The organism is Streptomyces sp. NPDC055400 (genome assembly GCF_053644375.1).
The window spans coordinates 105,026-122,899 of sequence record NZ_JBSHLM010000007.1; the positions used below are offsets into that span (position 1 = coordinate 105,026).

Sequence of the window (17,874 nt, forward strand, 5' to 3'; positions counted from 1 at the left end):
TGTTTTCAGGACTCACGAATCCAGGACTCGCATTGCGTATGTACCTGTAGACCCCGGCTCCGCCCGAAAGTCATCGGCGCATCCGCCTAGGGCATCCTCCCGATCCCCCGCCGGGGGCCTTAGCACCACGATGACCTGGCATGACGTTCACTTCTACCGCCACACGGGGCGGTTCCCCGCTCCTCCTGGCCGGCATCGTCGTGTCCGGGTTCGGGACCTCCGCCATGTGGCTGGCCGCCGGGATCTGGGTGAAGGACCTGACCGGCTCGGACAGCCTCGCCGCGCTGTGCGCCTTCGCGCTGTGGGCGCCCACGCTCGCCGGGCCCCTGCTCGGCACGGTCGCCGACCGCACCCGGCGACGGCCCCTCCTCGTCGCCGCGAACCTGGGTCTCGGCCTGCTGCTCCTGTCGCTGCTCGCCGTCGACTCGGCGGGCCGGCTGTGGATCCTGTTCGCGGTCCTCGTCGCGTACGGGACATGCGGCGTCGTCACCGACGCGGCCGAGGCCGCCCTCGTACCGGCCGTCGTCGGCAAGGACGCGCTCGGTGACTTCAACGGGCTGCGGATGACGGCCGACGAGGGCATGAAACTGGTCGCCCCGCTCGCGGGCGCGGGCCTCTTCGCCGTGTACGGAGGCGGCGGCGTGGCCCTGCTCGACGCCGCGACCTTCGCCGCCGCGGCCGGGCTGTACGCGCGGCTGCGGGTCCGGGAGCCGGCGCCCGCACGCCAGGCCACGGGTGTGTGGGCGCGCACCGCGGAGGGCGTACACGCGCTGTGGCGGCAGGAGCGGCTGCGCCCCCTCGTCCTGGCCGCCGCGGCCACCATGCTGCTGGCGGGCCTGAACGGCGCCGCGCTCTACGCGGTCGTCGACGGCGGCCTCGGCCGCTCCCCCTCGTACGCGGGGGTCCTGTACGCCGTGCAGGGCGCCGGTTCGGTCCTTTCCGGGCTCGCCGCGGGAGGGCTGCTGCGGCGGCTCGGCGAGCGCCGGTTCGCGGCGGCGGGGATCGCCCTGTTCGCGGCGGGCGCGGGCCTGCGCGCGCTCCCGTACGACGCCGTGGCACTCGGGTGCAGCGCGGCGATCGGCATGGGCCTGCCGTGCGTCCTGATCGCGGCGCTCACCGCGGTCCAGCGCGAGACCCCGGACGCGTTCGTCGGCCGCGCGGTGGCGAGTGCGAACACGCTGGTGTTCGCGCCGAACGCGGTGGCCCTCGCGATGGGCGCGGGCCTCATCGCGGTCGTGGACCACCGCGTCCTGCTGCCGCTGCTCGGCGCGGCCGGACTCGTGCTCGCGTGCGCTACTGCACGCCGGCCCAGCGCTTGACCGTGGCGACAGCCCTGGCCTGCTCGTCCGCGGGCAGCTTGGCGATGGACGCGCCGTGGTTGGAGCCGGGCACGACGTAGCGGTACGAGTCGTGCCCGCTCGGGGTGAACCTCTCGGCGCTCCACGGGTCGTTCTGTCCGTAGACGAACATCATCCGCTCGCCGTGTGTCCTGACCCACCTGTCGACGCCGGAGATCGCGGAGCCGTCGTACGTACCGCGCATCGCCGCGGGCAGGACCGAGTTGGGCTGGTAGATGTCCGGGTAGTGGCGGACGTCCTTGAGGTGCTTGAACTCCAGGTCGGCCCAGCCGAGTTGGGTGGCGGCCTGCCGGTAGTAGGGCCCGGTGCCGTTCGTGCCGAGGGTCTCGTCCTGGTACACGCTGAAGCCGTGGCCCTTGGACCAGGTGTAGAGCTCGTCGTCGGTGGCCTTCTTGGCGTCGGGCACGGTCGGGCAGTCGTCGATCGTGCCGCTCTGCCAGAAGTTCCAGACCTGGTCGAGCACGGCGAACTCGTAGGCCCTGTCGGTGGTTCCGAGGGTCTCCTCGAACGTGTCCCCGGCCGCCGCCGCGTCGGCCTCGAACTTGGGGATGAGGGCGTCGCGGCGCACCAGCATCTCGCGCTGGACGGCGTTCAGGGCGGCGCGGCACTCGGGCGTGCCGACCGTCTTGAAGAAGTTCTCGTAGCCGCTGTCGTCCTTGTTGTCGGCGTCATTCGGGGCGACGAACGCGACGACGGCGTCGAGGTCCTTCGGGTAGAAGCGCTCGTGGTACGTGGCGGTCATGCCGCCCTTGCTGCCGCCCGTGCCGAGCCACTTGCCCTTCTCGATGGTGCGCAGGGCCTGCGTGACGCGGTGCTCGTCGCTGGACTCCTGCCAGACCGTGAGCTTGGACCAGTCGTCGCCCGCCGCGCCCTTGGGGCGGGACTCGGCGAAGTAGCGGTGCTCGATGGAGACCTGGTTGGCGTCGAGCAGCTTGGTGATCTCGCGCGTACTGGAGGAGAGGGTGTAGCCGCCGGTGTAGAAGACGGTGGGCTTGGCGGCCGCCTTGTGCCAGAGCGTGAGGCGCTGGGTGAACGTGCCGGCCTTGGGGTTGCGGTGGTCGACCGGCTGCGCGTACGTGAGCGTGTAGAAGGGGTAGCCCTCCTTGTCGGTCACCGAGACGACCGTCATGCCGGGAATGGCCGCCAACTGCGCCTGGATGTCCTCTTGTTGGGCGGCATTTCCGGCGACGTCCCCCTGCGCCGCCCCGGCGGGGACCGTCCCGCCGAGCACCGCCGCACCCGCCATCATCCCCGCGCACAACAGCGCGGCCGTCCCCCGGCCACGCCCCTGGTTGTGCCCCCGTCTACGACCCTGGTTACGCACGCGCACCTCGTGTCCCCTCCGTAGGAAGCGTCGATTGTGGTGCGCGGATGGTAACCGCTTTCAGGTGAGGTCCGACAGGCCCTCCGCGATCAGCTTCAGATCGCTGTCCGACGCCAACCCCACGTGATAGAGCCGCAGTTCGTTCGCGCCCAGCTCGGCCGCGCGCCGGGCGTCGGCGGCGAGCGTGGCCGGGCTCCCGCCCATCCCGGCGACCACGGTGAGGTTGGCGGCCACCACTCCCCTGCCCTGAGCGGCGAAGGGGGCTGCCGGCTCCGCGCCGCCGGTGCACGGCACGATCACGCCGTCCGCGACGGCGAGGATGTGCGCCGGGTCCACGCCCGCGTTCGCCCCGCAGTGGTACGACACCGGGTCGGCGTGCAGCAGGATCCGGAATCCGTCCGGGGCCTGCGCGCGGACCGCGGCGACGGCTTCCTCCTGAAGGCTATGGGCGACGCCGTCACGCCACGCGCGCGTGCCCGCCGCCGTGCGCGCCCCGAGCAGCTTCTCCACCGCCTCCCAGCCGCCGTCCGGGGCGCCGTCCCCGCGCCACACAGGCTCCAGCGCGCGCCGGACGTCACCCGCCAGCTCCACGGCGTCCAGCCCTTGCCGGCCGTAGCCGTCGCGGCACGACGGGCAGAAGCAGAGCGACATCAGGTACTGGCCCGCGTCGCCGAGGCCGACGCCCGCGGTCTTGTCGTGGGCGTGCAGATGCGCGAGCCCGTACCAGCCGAGGGATTCGAGTTCGGTGCCCCGCGCGCCGGGCCGCACGGCCGCCTCCGCCGCCAGGTCGACGAGGTACGCGCGTGTGGCGGGCTGTGCGATGCAGGGGGCCCACGGGTAGCGGTCGCCGTAGGCGTTGACGACGGAGGTGTCCGGATGCTCCGCGCCCAGACGGGAGTTGTGCGCGAGGACGACCCAGGTGTGGACGTCGAGCCCGGCGCCCGCGAGCGCCTCGGCGGCCTCGCCGAAGGCGTCGCCGGGAGCCCAGTCCCCCGCCTCGTACGGCCGCAGGTCCCGGCCCTGCCAGCGGTCGCCCGGCGGGTAGAGGACCGCGGCGTGTTCTGCCGTGACGACGCGGTGGCGCGGGTGACGGGGCGTCAGGGAGCGGGTGGAGTGGTAGGCGGAGGCCAGGGTGACCTGCTGGACGCCGAGGCCGGCGATGCGGTCGGCGGCTTCGGGGTCGCCGTTGACGTCCCAGGGGTAGACGAAGGCCGACGCCCTCACGCCTGGTCCCCCGTCTCGGCCAGGAGCGCGCGGCCGCGCTCGACGATGCCGGCGAGCCGCTTGACGTGCTCGTCGGTGGGCTCGTGCAGGGGCGGGCGGACCTCGCCGACGTCGAGGCCGGCGAGCCGGACCCCGGCCTTGACGAGGGAGACGGCGTAGCCGCGGCCCTCGTTGCGGAGTTCGACGAGCGGCCGGTAGAAGCCGTCGAGGAGACGGTGGGCCGTGGCGTCGTCGCCGGTGCGCAGGGCCGTGTGGAAGGCGAGGGCGATGTCGGGCGCGAAGCAGAACACGGCGGACGAGTAGAGGCCGACACCGATGCCGCGGTAGGCGAGGCCGGTGAGCTCGGCGGTGGGCAGGCCGTTGAAGTAGAGGAAGTCGGTGAGTCCCTCGGCGCGTACGGCGCTGATGGTGCGCTGGAGGAGGTCGAGGTCGCCGAGTCCGTCCTTGAGGCCGAGGATCTTGGGGTGGCGGGCGAGGGCGACGACGGTCTCGGGGGTGAACACCGCGTTGTCGCGCTGGTAGACGACGACTTCCAGGGAGGTCGCGTCAGCCAGCTCCGAGTAGTGGCGCAGCAGGCCTTCCTGGCCGGCCACGACGAGGTAGGGCGGCATCGCGAGGAGCCCGTCGGCGCCGGCTTCCTCGGCGAGGCGCGCGTAGCGCACGGCGAGGGCCGTGCCGTACCCGGACCCCGCGACGACCGGTACCCGTCCCGCGGTCTCCTCCACGGCCGCGGCCACGCACGCCTGGAACTCCTCGGGGGTCAGAGCGTGGAACTCGCCCGTTCCGCAGCACGCGAAGACCGCGGCGGCCCCGGCCTCGACGCCCTGGCGCACATGGGTGCGGAAGGTGTCGAGGTCAAGGGTGCCGTCGGATCCGAAGGCGGTGACCGGGAAGAACAGCGGCCCGCTGGGGATGCTGAGTCGAGCGGCGAGAGGGGCTGACGTCACGGGCTCTCCCTTGGCGTGCACGGTTCTGATTTGCGTCTATATTTCTGAACTCGCTCACGCTAATCCGCCCCCGGGGCACGGGTCAAGCACGCTAACTCGCATCCTGGCAGCGGATTTCGAGCCTCCGCGGGAGACTTGACTACCCCTGGCGGCAATCTTTAGCGTGTCCACGGATGTGAATGCCGTGCATGAATGCGGCCATCTGGCTGACTATTCGAGGAGACTCCCGCATGCCTGCTCCCCGCACCGTCCTGCTCACCGGAGCCGCCGGCGGCCTCGGCACCCTGATGCGCGGGCTGCTTCCGGCCTACGGGTACGAGCTGCGCCTCCTCGACGCCCGGCCGATCGAGGGCGAGCCGGACGCGATCACGGCCGACCTCGCGGACCGGGACGCCCTGCGCGAGGCCGTGCGCGGCGTCGACGCGATCATCCATCTCGCGGGCATCTCCCTGGAGTCCGGCTTCGACAAGATCCTCAAGGCGAACATCGAAGGGCTCTACAACCTCTACGAGGCCGCGCGCGAGGAAGGCGTGCGCCGCATCGTGTTCGCCTCGTCGAACCACGCGATCGGCTACACGCCCCGCCCCGCGGACGGCGACCCCCGCGTTCCCATCGACACGCCCCGCCGCCCCGACACCTACTACGGCCTGTCCAAGTCGTTCGGCGAGGACCTCGCGCAGTTCTACTGGGACAAGTTCGGCCAGGAGACCGTGTCCGTGCGCATCGGCTCGTGCTTCCTGGAGCCGACGAACGTACGCATGATGTCGGTGTGGCTGAGCCCGGGCGACGGCGCGAGGCTCTTCGACGCGGCGATCAGGGCCGAAGGCGTCGGGCACACGGTCGTCTACGGCTCGTCCGACAACACGCGCGTGTGGTGGGACCTGTCCTCCGCGCGGGCACTCGGTTACGAGCCGCAGGACGACTCGGAGCAGTACGCCGAGAAGCTGATCGCCGAGTTCGGCGAGCTGGACCCGGCCAACCCCGACCACACGCGGATGGGCGGTCACTTCGTGACGAACCCGCCCGTCTGGCCGTACTGAGGCGGCAGTTCAGAGCCCTGCGTCGCGGCTCCTGACGTCCTCGGCCGACTCGCGGGGCACCAGCAGCCTGGCCCGCCCGTCCGCCACGGCGACGACGGGCGGCCGCCCCACCAGGTGGCGGCCGGACACCGTCGACAGGTGGCAGGCGCCCGCCACGGGCACGGCGAGAAGATCTCCGGGCCGAACGTCGTCCGGCAGCGGCACCTCCGAGGCGAGGACGTCGCCCGCCTCGCAGTGCCGCCCGACGACCGTGACGGGGCGCTCGGCCGCCGTGGAGCGCCTGCCGACGAGGCGGGGCACGCAGCGGACGCCGTGGAACGCGGCCCGCGGGCTGTCGCTCATGCCTCCGTCCACGGCGACGAAGACGCGGGCGCCGGTGCGCTGCACGGCGAGCACCCGGTAGAGGGCCACGCCCGCGCGGGCGACGACGGCCCGCCCCGGCTCGACGGCGAGGCGCGGCACGGGAAGGTCCGACTGGGCGCAGGCGTCGGCCAGTTCCCGGCGCACACGGCGGGCCAGCTCGGGCACGTCGAGCGGGTGGTCGCCGGGCCGGTGGGCGACCGCGTGGCCGCCGCCGATGTCGAGCTCGGGCAGCGCGATCCCGTGCCGGTCGCGGATGCGGGCCATCAGGCCGACGAGGTGCCGTACGGCGATGACGTACGGCTTCACGGTGTCGATCTGTGAGCCGATGTGGCAGTGCAGTCCGGTCAGTTCGAGCCCCGGCTGCTCGACGAGGCGGGTCACGGCGTGCATCGCGGAGCCGTCCGCGATGGACAGGCCGGACTTCTGGTCGTCCGTCCCGGTGCGGCTCGCGGCTCGCCCGCCCGCGGCGACGCCCGGCACGACGCGGGCCATGACGCACTGCCGGGTGCCCCGGGGGACGTACGCGGCGAGGCGGGCGATCTCGGAGGTCGAGTCGACGACGATGCGCCCCACGCCGTGCCGCAGGGCCGCGCGCAGGTCGTCGGGGCTCTTCGCGTCGCCGTGGAAGACGATCCGCTCGGGCGGCAGGCCCGCGATGACGGCGAGTTCCAGCTCGCCCGCCGAGCACACGTCGAGCCCGAGGCCCTCCTCGTGGACCCAGTGGACCATCGCGCGGCACAGGAAGGCCTTGGCCGCGTAGAGGACGTCGGCGCCCGGGAAGGCGCTGCGGTAGGCGCGGCAGCGTGCGCGCACGTCCGTCTCGTCGAGTACGTGGACGGGCGTGCCGAACTGCTCGGCCACGTCGACGAGTTCGACCCCGGAGACGGTCGGGTCGCCGTGCGGGCCCCGGACGGTGGTGGCGGGCCAGACGGAGAGATCGTCGGGCGACTGCGCCGGGATCGCGGCGGCTACGGTCGTGACGGCCATGCGGGCGGGCCCCCTCAGCCGCGGCCTGCGGTCGCTGCCGCCGGGCGTGGGTCGACGGTGAGCTCGGTGACGCCCACCGGTCCCGTGAGGGCCCGCAGGGCGGGTTCGGCGAGCCTGATCCACGGCTGGCCGGGGCCGAGCACGTCGACGAGGAGGCGCTCGCTGGTGAAGCCGACGGCGGTGCGGCCGCCGCGCGCGGTGCGGAAGAGGCGGGTCGCGCAGGTCCCGGGTCCCGGCCGGACGGGGACGAACAGGGGCCCGGCCGGGGTGGGTTCGCAGGGTTCGGCGTCGTCGGCTTCGATGCGGTCGTTCACGGCTGCTCCTGGGTGGCGGGGAAAGAGTGCGGACTGACACAGCGTGCTGACGGAAGAGTGCTCCGGCAAGGACGTTATGCCCGCCTGCCCCCTCTCCGGCCCTGCCGATGACGCACTGTTGACGCCTTCTCGGCGCTCCTTGACGCAAAGCGAGCGCGGCAGGCGGGCAGCGAACGGGCGGCCGCGGTCCCCCGAACGGGCATCGTCCTGCCCGCTTCCGCGCACCGCCCCAGGTCCGCGGCGGGCAGGCGCCGGTGCGAACGGGCACAGACGGGCAGCATCGGACCGGTAACGAACCTGGTCACAGCCGCGGGCCCGCTGTACAAATTTTCCAGAGTCACCGCACGGGCCCGAACGGGCGGCGGACGGACACCGGACACGCCCGGCCCGGAACGCACAGCAGGGACCGCACGGCCCGGACAGGACGGTCCGGACAGCACAGCAAGGACCGCACAGAGAGGTGCACAGCATGAGCGCGGAGGAACGCCAGCGGGAGATCGTGCGCGCCGCACGCCGCAGCGGCTCCGTCGACGTCACCGTGCTCGCGGCCCGGCTCGGCGTCGCGAAGGAGACCGTACGGCGCGACCTGCGGGCCCTGGAGGACCACGGCCTGGTGCGGCGCACGCACGGCGGCGCCTATCCCGTGGAGAGCGCGGGTTTCGAGACGACGCTCGCCTTCCGCACCACCATGCACGTCCCGGAGAAGCGCCGGATCGCCGCCGCGGCGGCCGAGCTGATCGGGGACGCGGAGACCGTCTTCGTCGACGAGGGGTTCACCCCCCAGCTCATCGCCGAGGCCCTGCCGCGCGACCGGCCGCTCACCGTGGTCACCGCGTCGCTGGCCACGGCGGGCGCACTCGCCGAGGCGGAGAACACGACGGTGCTGCTGCTCGGCGGCAGGGTGCGGTCCGGCACCCTGGCCACGGTCGACCACTGGACGACGAAGATGCTCGCCGGGTTCGTGATCGACCTGGCGTTCATCGGCGCCAACGGCATCTCGCGCGAGCACGGCCTGACCACGCCCGACCCCGCGGTCAGTGAGGTCAAGGCGCAGGCCGTGCGGGCCTCCCGGCGCACCGTGTTCGCGGGTGTGCACACCAAGTTCGGGGCGGTCAGCTTCTGCCGGTTCGCGCCGGTCTCCTCACTGGAGGCGATCGTGACCAGCACGCAACTGCCCGCGTCCGAGGCTCACCGCTATGCGCTGCAGGGGCCCCAGGTCATCCGCGTCTGACACCCCTGCCTGCGTACGCCGACGGGTTCCGCACACCCCGGCGTACCCCTTTCCTCCCTCTTTCTCCTTAATTGCCTCATACGTTCAGGAGCATTCATGCGAACCCAGAGCCGACGGAGGCCGCGCGCGCTGTGCGCCGCGGCCGCCGCAGGGACGCTGCTCACCCCGCTGCTCTCCGGCTGCTGGGCCGGTGCCGGCGGGACCGGCTCGGGCGGTGACTCCATCAATGTCCTGATGGTGAACAACCCGCAGATGACCGAGTTGCAGAAGCTGACCGCCGCACACTTCACCAAGGAGACCGGCATCAAGGTCAACTTCACCGTCCTGCCGGAGAACGACGTCCGCGACAAGATCAGCCAGGACTTCGCCAACCAGGCGGGCCAGTACGACGTCGCGACGCTGAGCAACTACGAGATCCCCATCTACGCCCGCAACGGCTGGCTGCACGAGCTGGGTTCGTACGCGCGCAAGGACACCGCGTACGACGAGCGGGACATCCTCGGGCCGATGCGCGAGTCGCTCACCGGGGACGACGGGAAGCTCTACGGCCAGCCGTTCTACGGAGAGTCGTCCTTCCTCATGTACCGCAAGGACGTCTTCGCGAAGAAGGGCCTGCGCATGCCCGCGCACCCCACCTGGCAGCAGGTCGCCGGCCTCGCCGCGAAGGCGGACGGGGCCGAGCCCGGCATGAAGGGCATCTGCCTGCGCGGCCTGCCCGGCTGGGGCGAGCTCATGGCGCCGCTGACGACGGTGGTGAACACCTTCGGGGGCACCTGGTTCGACAAGAACTGGAAGGCGCAGCTCACCTCGCCCGGATTCGAGAAGGCGACCCGTTTCTACGTGGACCTCGTCCGCAAGCACGGCGAGTCCGGAGCCGCCCAGTCCGGCTACGCCGAGTGCCTCAACAACCTCACCCAGGGCAAGACGGCCATGTGGTACGACGCCACGGCCGCCGCCGGTTCGCTCGAATCGGCGAAGTCCCCGGTCAAGGGCAAGATCGGCTACGTACCCGCGCCGGTCGACAAGACGGAGAGCTCGGGCTGGCTCTACACCTGGGCCTGGGGCGTGCAGAACGCCTCGCGCAATCCCGACAAGGCGTGGAAGTTCGTCTCCTGGGCGTCGGGCAAGGGCTACGAGAACCTGGTCGGCAAGGAGATCGGCTGGTCGAACGTGCCGGCCGGCAAGCGCGCCTCGACGTACACCAACCCGGAGTACCGCAAGGAGGCCGCCGCCTTCCAGGACGTGACGCGCGCGGCCATCGAAGGGGCCCGCCCCCGCGACCCGGGCGTCCAGCCGCGGCCCGCGCCCGGCATCCAGTTCGTCGGCATCCCCGAGTTCACCGATCTCGGCACCAAGGTCTCGCAGGAGATCAGCGCGGCCATCGCCGGACGCCAGTCGGTCGGCACCGCCCTCAACAAGTCCCAGAAGCTCGCCGACGAGATCGCGAAGGAGTACGAGGGACGATGACCGCGACCACGACCGTTCCCGTCGCCCACGCGCGCGTGGGCACCGCCAAGTCCCCCGGCCGGCTGCGCGCCTGGGCCACCAGGGCCCCGCTCCTGCCCGCCCTCGTGTTCATGATCGTGGTGACCCAGCTGCCCTTCGTGGCGACGCTGGTGATCTCGTTCTTCGACTGGAACGCCCTGTATCCGGACGCCCGCCGCTTCACCTGGTTCGCCAACTACAGCGAGGTGCTCACCGACGCGGACCTGCGCAAGTCCGTCCTGACGACGATCCTGCTGACGGTGACCGTCGTCATCGTGAGCCTGGTCGCCGGGCTCGGCCTCGCGCTGCTCCTCGACCGGAAGTTCCGCGGCCGCGGCCTCGTGCGCACGCTCCTCATCGCGCCGTTCCTGCTGGTCCCCGTCGCCGCCGCGCTGCTGTGGAAGCACGTCCTGTACAACCCCGAGTACGGGCTCCTCAACGGCCTGCTGCACTACGTCGGCGGCCCCCAGCCCGACTGGATCTCCAACACCCCGCTGCTCGCCGTCGAGACGGCCCTGGTGTGGCAGTGGACGCCGTTCATGATGCTGATCCTGCTCGCGGGCCTGCAGTCGCGCTCCCCCGAACTGATCGAGGCGGCCCGGATGGACGGCGCGGGCAACTGGCAGGTCTTCCGGTATCTGACGCTGCCCCACCTGCGCCGCTATCTCGAACTGGGCGCCCTGCTCGGCTCGGTGTACATCGTGCAGAACTTCGACGCCGTCTTCACCATCACCTCGGGCGGCCTCGGCACCGCCAACCTGCCGTACACCGTCTACCAGAGCTTCTACCAGGCCCACGAGAACGGCCTCGCGTCGGCCGCCGGCGTCCTGGTCGTCATCGGCTCGATCATCATCGCGACGTTCGCGCTGCGCGTGGTGTCGTCGCTGTTCCGTGAGGAGGCGTCCCGCGCATGAATCTCCGTATCCCGCGTCTGAAAGGGCTGGGGCTCGTCGCCTGGCTCGCCGGCATCCTGTTCTTCCTGCCGATCGCCTGGATGGTGCTGACGTCCTTCCACTCGGAGGAGAACGCCGCCACCAACCCGCCCTCGTTCGCGGCCTCCCTCACCCTCGACGGCTACCGCGACTTCTTCGGCACGGCGGGCGGCGCGAGCCCGTGGCCCGCGCTCGTCAACTCGACGGTGGCCTCACTCGCCTCGACGCTGTTCGTCCTGGTCCTGGCCCTGCCGGCCGCGTACGCGCTGTCGATCCGGCCCGTGAAGAAGTGGACCGACGTCCTGTTCTTCTTCCTGTCGACGAAGATGCTCCCCGTCGTGGCGGGCCTCCTGCCGATCTACCTGTTCGCCAAGAGCGCCGGGATGCTCGACAACATCTGGCTCCTGGTCATCCTCTACACCTCGATGAACCTGCCGATCGCGGTGTGGATGATGCAGTCGTTCCTCGCCGAGGTGCCGATCGCGGTCATCGAGGCCGCGCGGATCGACGGGGCGCGCCTGCCGACCCTCCTCGCGCGCGTGGTGGCCCCCATCGCCATGCCGGGCATCGCCGCGACCGCGCTGATCTGCTTCATCTTCAGCTGGAACGAACTCCTCTTCGCGCGCGTGCTCAGCGGTGTCGTCGCCCAGACCGCGCCCGTCTTCCTGACCGGCTTCATCACGAGCCAGGGCCTGTTCCTGGCGAAGGTGTGCGCCGCGTCCCTCGTTGTCTCCCTGCCGGTACTCGCCGCGGGATTCGCCGCCCAGGACAAACTGGTCCAGGGCCTGTCGTTGGGAGCTGTGAAATGAAGGCCGCCGTCATCGAGTCCGTCGGCAAGGCAGTGGTCACGGAGGTCCCCGACCCCACGCCGGGTCCGCGTGACGTCGTCGTGGAGGTCGCGGCGTGCGGGCTGTGCGGTACCGATCTGCACATCCTCCAGGGCGAGTTCGCGCCGACGCTGCCGGTGGTGCCCGGTCATGAGTTCGCGGGGGCGGTCGTCGGTCTCGGGCGTGACGTGCGCGAGGTGTCGGTCGGCGACCGCGTCGCCGTCGACCCGTCGCTGTACTGCTACGAGTGCCGGTACTGCCGCTCGGGCCACAACAACCTCTGCGAGCGGTGGGCCGCGATCGGCGTCACCACCGCGGGCGGCGCCGCCCGGTACGCCGTCGCGCCCGTGGCCAACTGCGTGCGCCTCCCCGACCATGTCCGCACCGAGGACGCGGCCCTCATCGAGCCCCTGTCGTGCGCCGTGCGCGGCTACGACGTGCTGAACTCGCGCCTCGGCTCCCATGTGCTGATCTACGGCTCCGGGACGATGGGCCTGATGATGCTGGAGCTCGCCAAGCGGACCGGCGCCGCGAGCGTCGACGTCGTGGACCTCAACGCGGACCGGCTCGCCACCGCCCGCACGCTCGGCGTCTCGGGGTCCGGGGCGAACGCGGACGAACTCGACCGGCCGCAGGGCTGGGACGTCGTCATCGACGCGACGGGCAACGCGGGCGCGATCCAGGACGGTCTCGAGCGGGTCGCGAAGGCGGGGACGTTCCTCCAGTTCGGCGTCGCGGACTACGCGACGCGCGTGTCCGTCGACCCGTACCGGATCTACAACCAGGAGATCACCATCACCGGCTCGATGGCGGTCCTGCACAGCTACGAGCGGGCCGCCGAACTGTTCGCGGGAGGTGTCCTCGACCCGGACGTTTTCATCAGCGACCGGCTGCCGCTCGACGCCTATCCGCAGGCGCTCGACCAGTTCGCGTCCGGGGTGGGGCGCAAGATCGTGGTGGTGCCGTGAGCCATCGGTGGGAAGTCATCGGCAGGTAAGGGAACGGCAAAGCCGCATCGCTCGTTACCCCGGCATGACCGCTATGACCCCCGGCTCGAACATCCCGCTGTCCACCGCCCGCGTGGCGGTGGACGTCGCCGCCCCGGTGCGGCTCGACGTCTCGGGCCTGCTGCTCACCGCCGACGGCAAGGTACGTTCCGACGACGACTTCATCTTCTACAACCAGCCCTCGGGCCCGGGCGTGACCTACCGCTCGGGCGGCGGCACGGCACCGGACGCGATCGTGGTGGACACGACCGCCGTGCCGCCGGGCATCGAGAAGATCGTCGTCACCGCGAGCCCGGACGCGGCCGGCCAGACCTTCCAGGGCATCGAGCCCACGGCCACGATCAAGGCCGACGACGGCTCCGTGCTTGCCACGTTCACACCTCCGCAGCTCGGCACCGAGACGGCTCTCGTGATCGTCGAGATCTACCTGCGTAACGGCGCGTGGAAGGCGCGCGCGGTGGGCCAGGGCTATGCGAACGGCCTGGCGGGCATCGCCACGGACTTCGGCGTGAGCGTCGAAGAGCCCGCGGCCCCGGCGCCGGCCCCCGCGCCGGCGCAGCCCGTGCAGGCCATGCCCGCGCCGACCACTCCCCCGGTCGACCCGCGCGTGGCCCCGCCCGCGCCCGCCGCCGCCCCGGCCGCCCCGCCCGCCGCCCCCGCTCCGGGCGCCGGGAAGATCAATCTGGACAAGGGCCGCGTCAGCCTCCAGAAGAACCAGACGGTGTCCCTGGTCAAGGGCGGACAGCCGCTGCTCTCGCAGGTCAAGATGGGCCTCGGCTGGGAGCCCGCGTTCCGCGGCAAGGACATCGACCTGGACGCGTCGGTCATCGCCTTCGGCCCCCAGCGCAACCACGTGGACAGCTGCTACTTCGGCAAGCTCTCGATCGTGAACGGCGCGATCAAGCACTCCGGCGACAACCTCACGGGCGAGGGCGGCGGGGACGACGAGGTCATCGTCGTCGACCTGGGCCGGCTCCCGCAGGAGGTGACGGGCCTGGTGTTCACGGTGAACTCGTTCTCGGGCCAGAAGTTCACCGAGGTCGCCAAGGCGTACTGCCGGCTCATCGACGCGGCGACGGGCGAGGAGCTGGTCCGCTTCGACCTGACGAACGCGGAGGCGCAGACGGGCGTGATGATGGCGAAGCTGATCCGCCAGTTCTCCGGCGAGTGGGACATGACGGCCATGGGCGACTTCGTGAAGTCGCGGACGGTGCGCGGCATGGTCAAGCCGGCGGCACAGGCGCTCTGAGAACGGCCCGCGGCACAGGCTCCCCGGGGACGGCAGTCCTTCGCTCATGCGAGCGAGGGGTTGCCACCGGGATCCGGGGCGTCACGAGGGGTGACGGGCGGACACGACAGAGGCGGCCGGCGGCACGGAAACCCGTGCCGCCGACCGCCTCTTGGCGTCAGCCTCCGAAGCCGTGGACATGACCCCCGAATCCAGGGCGCCAGGTCCGAAGCGTCGGATACGTCAGAGCTTGGACAGCTTGGAGAACGGGCTCAGGAACCGGCCCTGCTGCCCGGCGAAGTCGATGAGCACGGCTTCGTCGCCCTCGACCCCGATGATCCTGCCGAGGCCGTACTGATCATGGGAAACGCGGTCGCCCACGGCGAACTGCTCTACCGGCGGAGCGGGCTTTGCCGGGACGTTGAAGGGGCTGCCCGGAAGGTGGCGGCGCGTACTGGGGGGCCTTGTCATTCAACGAGTATGCGCCCCGCGCACCCACGGACACCACGCCTACGTGCTCACACTTCGGTGACGATGTCCGTGAAACACCCCTCTCGACCTGCGCTCACCTGCGCCTGAGCCCCCCCGGCGTGGGCTTTTGCAGCGACGCAGATCACTGGAACAGCGCGCTGTAGGCGTTCAGGGCGGGCTGGCCGCCGAGGTGGGCGTACAGGACGGTCGTGTCGGGGCCGATCTCGCCCGGGGCGACCAGGTCGATCATCGGGCTCCGCCGGGACGAAGACTCCAGCGCTCCGCGCCCGCTCCATGAACTGAAGTGCTCGATACCCATCCCGCTCGCGGGAACCCCCCGGTGCCTGCCTGGCGTCGCAGTGATCGTCAGCGGTGCTCGGCGGCCCGGGTCTTCCGGACGTCCCTGCCCGCCGGCGGCGAGCCGCGGTACCGCTGTTCGAAGCCGTACAGGAGGATGGCGTTCCATGGTGCGTCTCGCGGGTTACCGCCTCGTCAGTCAGCTCGGCGACGGCGGCATGGGGACCGCGCACCTGGCGCGCTCACCGGCGGGCCGGGTCGTGGTGGTCAGGACAGTGCGGGAGCCGCTCGCCGCCGAACCGCTGTTCAGGGCGCGTTACCGGTGGGAGACCGAGGCGGCGCGGGCCGTGCGGGGGCCCTTCACCGCGGCCGTGCTCGACGCCGACCCCGAGGCGGCGGTGCCCTGGACCGCGGCGGAGTTCTGCGTGGGTCCCTCGCTGTCCGAGGCCGTGGCGGCGCTCGGCCTGCCGGACCCGGGTGCCCTCGCCGCGATCGGCGCCTCGCTCGCCGGGGCGCTCACGGCGATCCATGCGACGGGGCTCGTGCACGGCGATCTCAAGCCGGCGAACGTCGTCGTGACGGCCGCCGGGCCCAAGGTCATCGACTTCGGGGTCGCGAAGGCGGCGGTCCCGGGCGGCGGGACACCCGGCATCGGCGAACCGGTCGCCGAACCGGCCGGCTCCCCCGGCTTCATGGCGCCCGAGCAGATCACCCACGCCGTCCCGGCCGGCGCCCCCGCGGACGTGTTCGCGCTCGGCGCGCTGCTCGGCCTCTGCGCGACGGGCCGCAATCCGCACGGCGCGGGCAACGCCCCGCACGTCATCCACCGCACGCTGCACGAGGAGCCCGACCTGGTCGGAGTCCCGGACCAGGAGTGGGAGGCGTTCCTCGGCGGCTGCCTGGCCAAGTCCCCGTACGCCCGTCCGACGGTCCCCGAGGTCCTGGCGTGGTGCGTGGCCCGGGCGACCCCGTATCCCTGGTGGGAGCAGGAGGAGGTCGCGGCCCTCATCCACGTGCACGAGGAGTCGCTCGCGGAGCGGCTGTCGGCCCAGGAGCAGGACTGATCCGGGGACGACCGCGGCCGACGCGCACGGCAGGTGCGTGCGCGTCGGCCGGAGTCAGCGGTCGGCCGGAAGTCGGCCGTCAGTCGCTTCGGGTGGAGCGTGATCAGTTCGAGCGCTGGCGCTTCCACGGCCCCGTGATGGCGAGCATGATGCCCGGGGTCTGGATGTTCGCGTAGAGGGTCCGGCCATCGGGCGAGAACGTGACGCCCGTGAACTCGCTGTACTCCGGCTCCTGTTCGGTGCCGATGTTCAGCTCGTTGCGCGCGATCGGGTACGTGCGTCCGCTGTCGGTCGCGCCGAACAGGTGCTGGATGCCGTTGCCGTCCTCGGCGATGACAAGGCCGCCGTACGGGGAGACCGTGATGTTGTCCGGGCCGTCGAAGGCGCCGTCCTTGGAGGGGTCCGCGTTCACGCCGAGCAGGACCTTGAGCGTCAGGGTGCGGCGCTTGGGGTCGTAGAACCAGACCTGTCCGTCGTGCTGGACGGGGCTCTCCGCACGGGCGAACGAGGAGACGATGTACGTGCCGCCGTCGGCCCACCACATGCCTTCGAGCTTGCGGGCGCGGGTGACCTCACCATCGGCGAACTGCTTGCGCACGGAGACCGTCTTCGCGTCGCGGTCGGGCACGTCGATCCAGTCGACGCCGTAGACCGTGCCGATCTGCGTGGCGCGCGACAGGTCGTCGACGAAGCGGCCGCCGGAGTCGAAGCACTTGGTGGCCTGGAGGACGCCCGCGTCGTCGGCGAGCGTGCGCAGCTTGCCGCGGCCGTGCTGGAAGCCCTTCGGCGGGGTCCAGCGGTACAGCAGGCCGTTGGGGCCGGACGCGTCCTCGGTGAGGTAGGCGTGGCCGCGCTTGGGGTCGATCACGACGGCCTCGTGGGCGTACCGGCCGAAGGCCTTGACCGGCTTGGGCTCGCGGTTCGCGCGGCGGTCCGCGGGGTCGACCTCGAAGACGTAGCCGTGGTCCTTGGTCATGCCGTTGGCGCCGGCCTTGTCCTCGGTCTCCTCGCAGGTCAGCCAGGTGTCCCAAGGGGTGCGCCCGCCGGCGCAGTTGGTGGCGGTGCCGGCGATGCCGACCCACTCGGCGACCTGTCCGTCGCGGCGGACCTCGACGACGGTGCAGCCACCGGCCGCGGCCGGGTCGTAGACGAGACCATCGGCGAGCGGGACCGGGTACTTCGCCTTGGTGCGGGCGCCGCCGATCTCGTGGTTGTTGACGAGCAGCGTGGCGCCGCGGGGACCGTCGAAGGTGGCGGTGCCGTCGTGGTTCGACGGCGTCGACTCGCCCGACTCCAGGGTCGTCTTACCGGTGTACGTGATGACGCGGTACGAGAATCCGGCGGGCAGCGCGAGCAGGCCCTTCGGGTCGTCGACGAGCGAGCCGTAGCCCACACCGTGGTGCTGCCCGTCGTGACCCTCGGTGTGCGCGGCGTCCTCGTAGTCCCCTTCGGCGGCCAGCGCACCGGGAGCGGTGGCGAGCGCGCCGACGGTGCCGGCCAGGGCGATGCCCGCGCCCGTGGCGGCGGAGCGTCTCGTGAAGTCCCTGCGGGTGAGCGACATGGTGTCTCCTGTGACCGAGTGGCTGTGGCGGTGGAGCGGGCGCTGATGCTGTTTCGGCCACACGTTCCCCGTCATGCCTGAACGGGGGTTGAACTCCGCTCGACGCAATCAGAGCGAACACGTTCACGGTCGTCGGCGGGCGGGGCCGAGGGGGAGGGGACGGGCGGTACGCGAAAGGGGGCGGGGCGCCCTCGCGCCCCGCCCCCTCCCCGTC

The 17,874-nt window shown here is 71.7% G+C and carries 16 protein-coding genes and 1 pseudogene; 9 read left to right on the plus strand and 8 right to left on the minus strand.

Annotated elements, in window-relative coordinates; translation table 11 throughout:
* Positions 1-140: 140 nt before the first annotated feature.
* Positions 141-1,319, plus strand: a complete 1,179-nt coding sequence (locus tag ACWIGU_RS19860; protein WP_454402592.1) for an MFS transporter — start codon at positions 141-143, stop codon at positions 1,317-1,319.
* On the opposite strand, the gene ACWIGU_RS19865 is transcribed toward ACWIGU_RS19860, so the two are convergent.
* The 3 genes from ACWIGU_RS19865 to ACWIGU_RS19875 are packed head-to-tail and all read right to left on the minus strand — an operon-like array spanning position 1,294 to position 4,853.
* Positions 1,294-2,682 carry a S28 family serine protease gene (locus ACWIGU_RS19865; RefSeq protein WP_454402594.1) on the minus strand — a complete coding sequence of 463 codons (1,389 nt, stop codon included), beginning with the start codon at positions 2,680-2,682 and terminating at the stop codon, positions 1,294-1,296. The genes ACWIGU_RS19860 and ACWIGU_RS19865 overlap by 26 nt on opposite strands.
* Positions 2,683-2,742: 60 nt before the next feature.
* Positions 2,743-3,906: a hypothetical protein gene (locus ACWIGU_RS19870; protein WP_454402596.1), complete on the minus strand. Its 1,164-nt coding sequence runs from the start codon at positions 3,904-3,906 to the stop codon at positions 2,743-2,745.
* Positions 3,903-4,853, minus strand: a complete 951-nt coding sequence (locus tag ACWIGU_RS19875) for a 5-dehydro-4-deoxyglucarate dehydratase (protein ID WP_454402598.1) — start codon at positions 4,851-4,853, stop codon at positions 3,903-3,905. Before ACWIGU_RS19875 ends, ACWIGU_RS19870 begins: the two co-directional genes overlap by 4 nt.
* Positions 4,854-5,083: 230 nt before the next feature.
* Here ACWIGU_RS19875 and ACWIGU_RS19880 point away from each other — a divergent pair, with 230 nt between their 5' ends.
* Positions 5,084-5,893 (plus strand): NAD-dependent epimerase/dehydratase family protein, encoded by an 810-nt coding sequence (locus ACWIGU_RS19880; protein WP_454402600.1) that lies wholly within the window; start codon positions 5,084-5,086, stop codon positions 5,891-5,893.
* A 9-nt stretch (positions 5,894-5,902) separates the two neighbouring features.
* Here ACWIGU_RS19880 and lysA read toward each other — a convergent pair whose 3' ends face one another.
* Both lysA and ACWIGU_RS19890 read right to left on the minus strand, forming a co-directional pair.
* Positions 5,903-7,243, minus strand: coding sequence for a diaminopimelate decarboxylase (gene lysA / locus ACWIGU_RS19885; protein WP_454402602.1), 1,341 nt, complete (start codon positions 7,241-7,243; stop codon positions 5,903-5,905).
* A gap of 14 nt (positions 7,244-7,257) precedes the next feature.
* Positions 7,258-7,557, minus strand: coding sequence for an SAV_915 family protein (locus ACWIGU_RS19890; protein ID WP_356274761.1), 300 nt, complete (start codon positions 7,555-7,557; stop codon positions 7,258-7,260).
* Between the two features lie 469 nt (positions 7,558-8,026).
* Here ACWIGU_RS19890 and ACWIGU_RS19895 point away from each other — a divergent pair, with 469 nt between their 5' ends.
* The 6 genes from ACWIGU_RS19895 (at position 8,027) to ACWIGU_RS19920 (ending at position 14,288) form a co-directional block, all read left to right on the plus strand.
* A complete protein-coding gene (locus ACWIGU_RS19895; RefSeq protein WP_454402605.1) occupies positions 8,027-8,788 on the plus strand; it encodes a DeoR/GlpR family DNA-binding transcription regulator in 762 nt (253 codons plus the stop codon).
* A 96-nt stretch (positions 8,789-8,884) separates the two neighbouring features.
* On the plus strand, positions 8,885-10,255 hold the full coding sequence (locus ACWIGU_RS19900) for an ABC transporter substrate-binding protein (RefSeq protein ID WP_454402607.1): 1,371 nt from the start codon (positions 8,885-8,887) through the stop codon (positions 10,253-10,255).
* The gene (locus ACWIGU_RS19905) at positions 10,252-11,187 is read left to right on the plus strand and encodes a carbohydrate ABC transporter permease (RefSeq protein WP_454402609.1); all 936 of its coding nucleotides are present in this window, start codon (positions 10,252-10,254) and stop codon (positions 11,185-11,187) included. Before ACWIGU_RS19900 ends, ACWIGU_RS19905 begins: the two co-directional genes overlap by 4 nt.
* Entirely contained in the window at positions 11,184-12,014 is an 831-nt protein-coding gene (locus ACWIGU_RS19910; RefSeq protein WP_356274749.1) for a carbohydrate ABC transporter permease, read from the plus strand. The genes ACWIGU_RS19905 and ACWIGU_RS19910 overlap by 4 nt, the downstream gene beginning before the upstream one ends.
* Positions 12,011-13,000: a zinc-dependent alcohol dehydrogenase family protein gene (locus ACWIGU_RS19915; RefSeq protein ID WP_454402611.1), complete on the plus strand. Its 990-nt coding sequence runs from the start codon at positions 12,011-12,013 to the stop codon at positions 12,998-13,000. The genes ACWIGU_RS19910 and ACWIGU_RS19915 overlap by 4 nt, the downstream gene beginning before the upstream one ends.
* A gap of 73 nt (positions 13,001-13,073) precedes the next feature.
* Positions 13,074-14,288 (plus strand): TerD family protein, encoded by a 1,215-nt coding sequence (locus ACWIGU_RS19920; RefSeq protein ID WP_454403078.1) that lies wholly within the window; start codon positions 13,074-13,076, stop codon positions 14,286-14,288.
* A gap of 222 nt (positions 14,289-14,510) precedes the next feature.
* Here ACWIGU_RS19920 and ACWIGU_RS19925 read toward each other — a convergent pair whose 3' ends face one another.
* On the minus strand, positions 14,511-14,738 hold the full coding sequence (locus tag ACWIGU_RS19925; RefSeq protein WP_116502770.1) for a CarD family transcriptional regulator: 228 nt from the start codon (positions 14,736-14,738) through the stop codon (positions 14,511-14,513).
* 142 nt (positions 14,739-14,880) lie between these two features.
* Positions 14,881-14,988: pseudogene (locus ACWIGU_RS19930) on the minus strand (1-aminocyclopropane-1-carboxylate deaminase); the annotation flags it as partial.
* Positions 14,989-15,202: 214 nt separating this feature from the next.
* On the opposite strand from ACWIGU_RS19930, the gene ACWIGU_RS19935 reads away from it, so the two are divergent.
* Entirely contained in the window at positions 15,203-16,099 is an 897-nt protein-coding gene (locus ACWIGU_RS19935; RefSeq protein ID WP_454402614.1) for a serine/threonine-protein kinase, read from the plus strand.
* 103 nt (positions 16,100-16,202) lie between these two features.
* On the opposite strand, the gene ACWIGU_RS19940 is transcribed toward ACWIGU_RS19935, so the two are convergent.
* A complete protein-coding gene (locus ACWIGU_RS19940; RefSeq protein WP_454402616.1) occupies positions 16,203-17,660 on the minus strand; it encodes an alkaline phosphatase PhoX in 1,458 nt (485 codons plus the stop codon).
* Between the last annotated feature and the right edge of the window lie 214 nt (positions 17,661-17,874).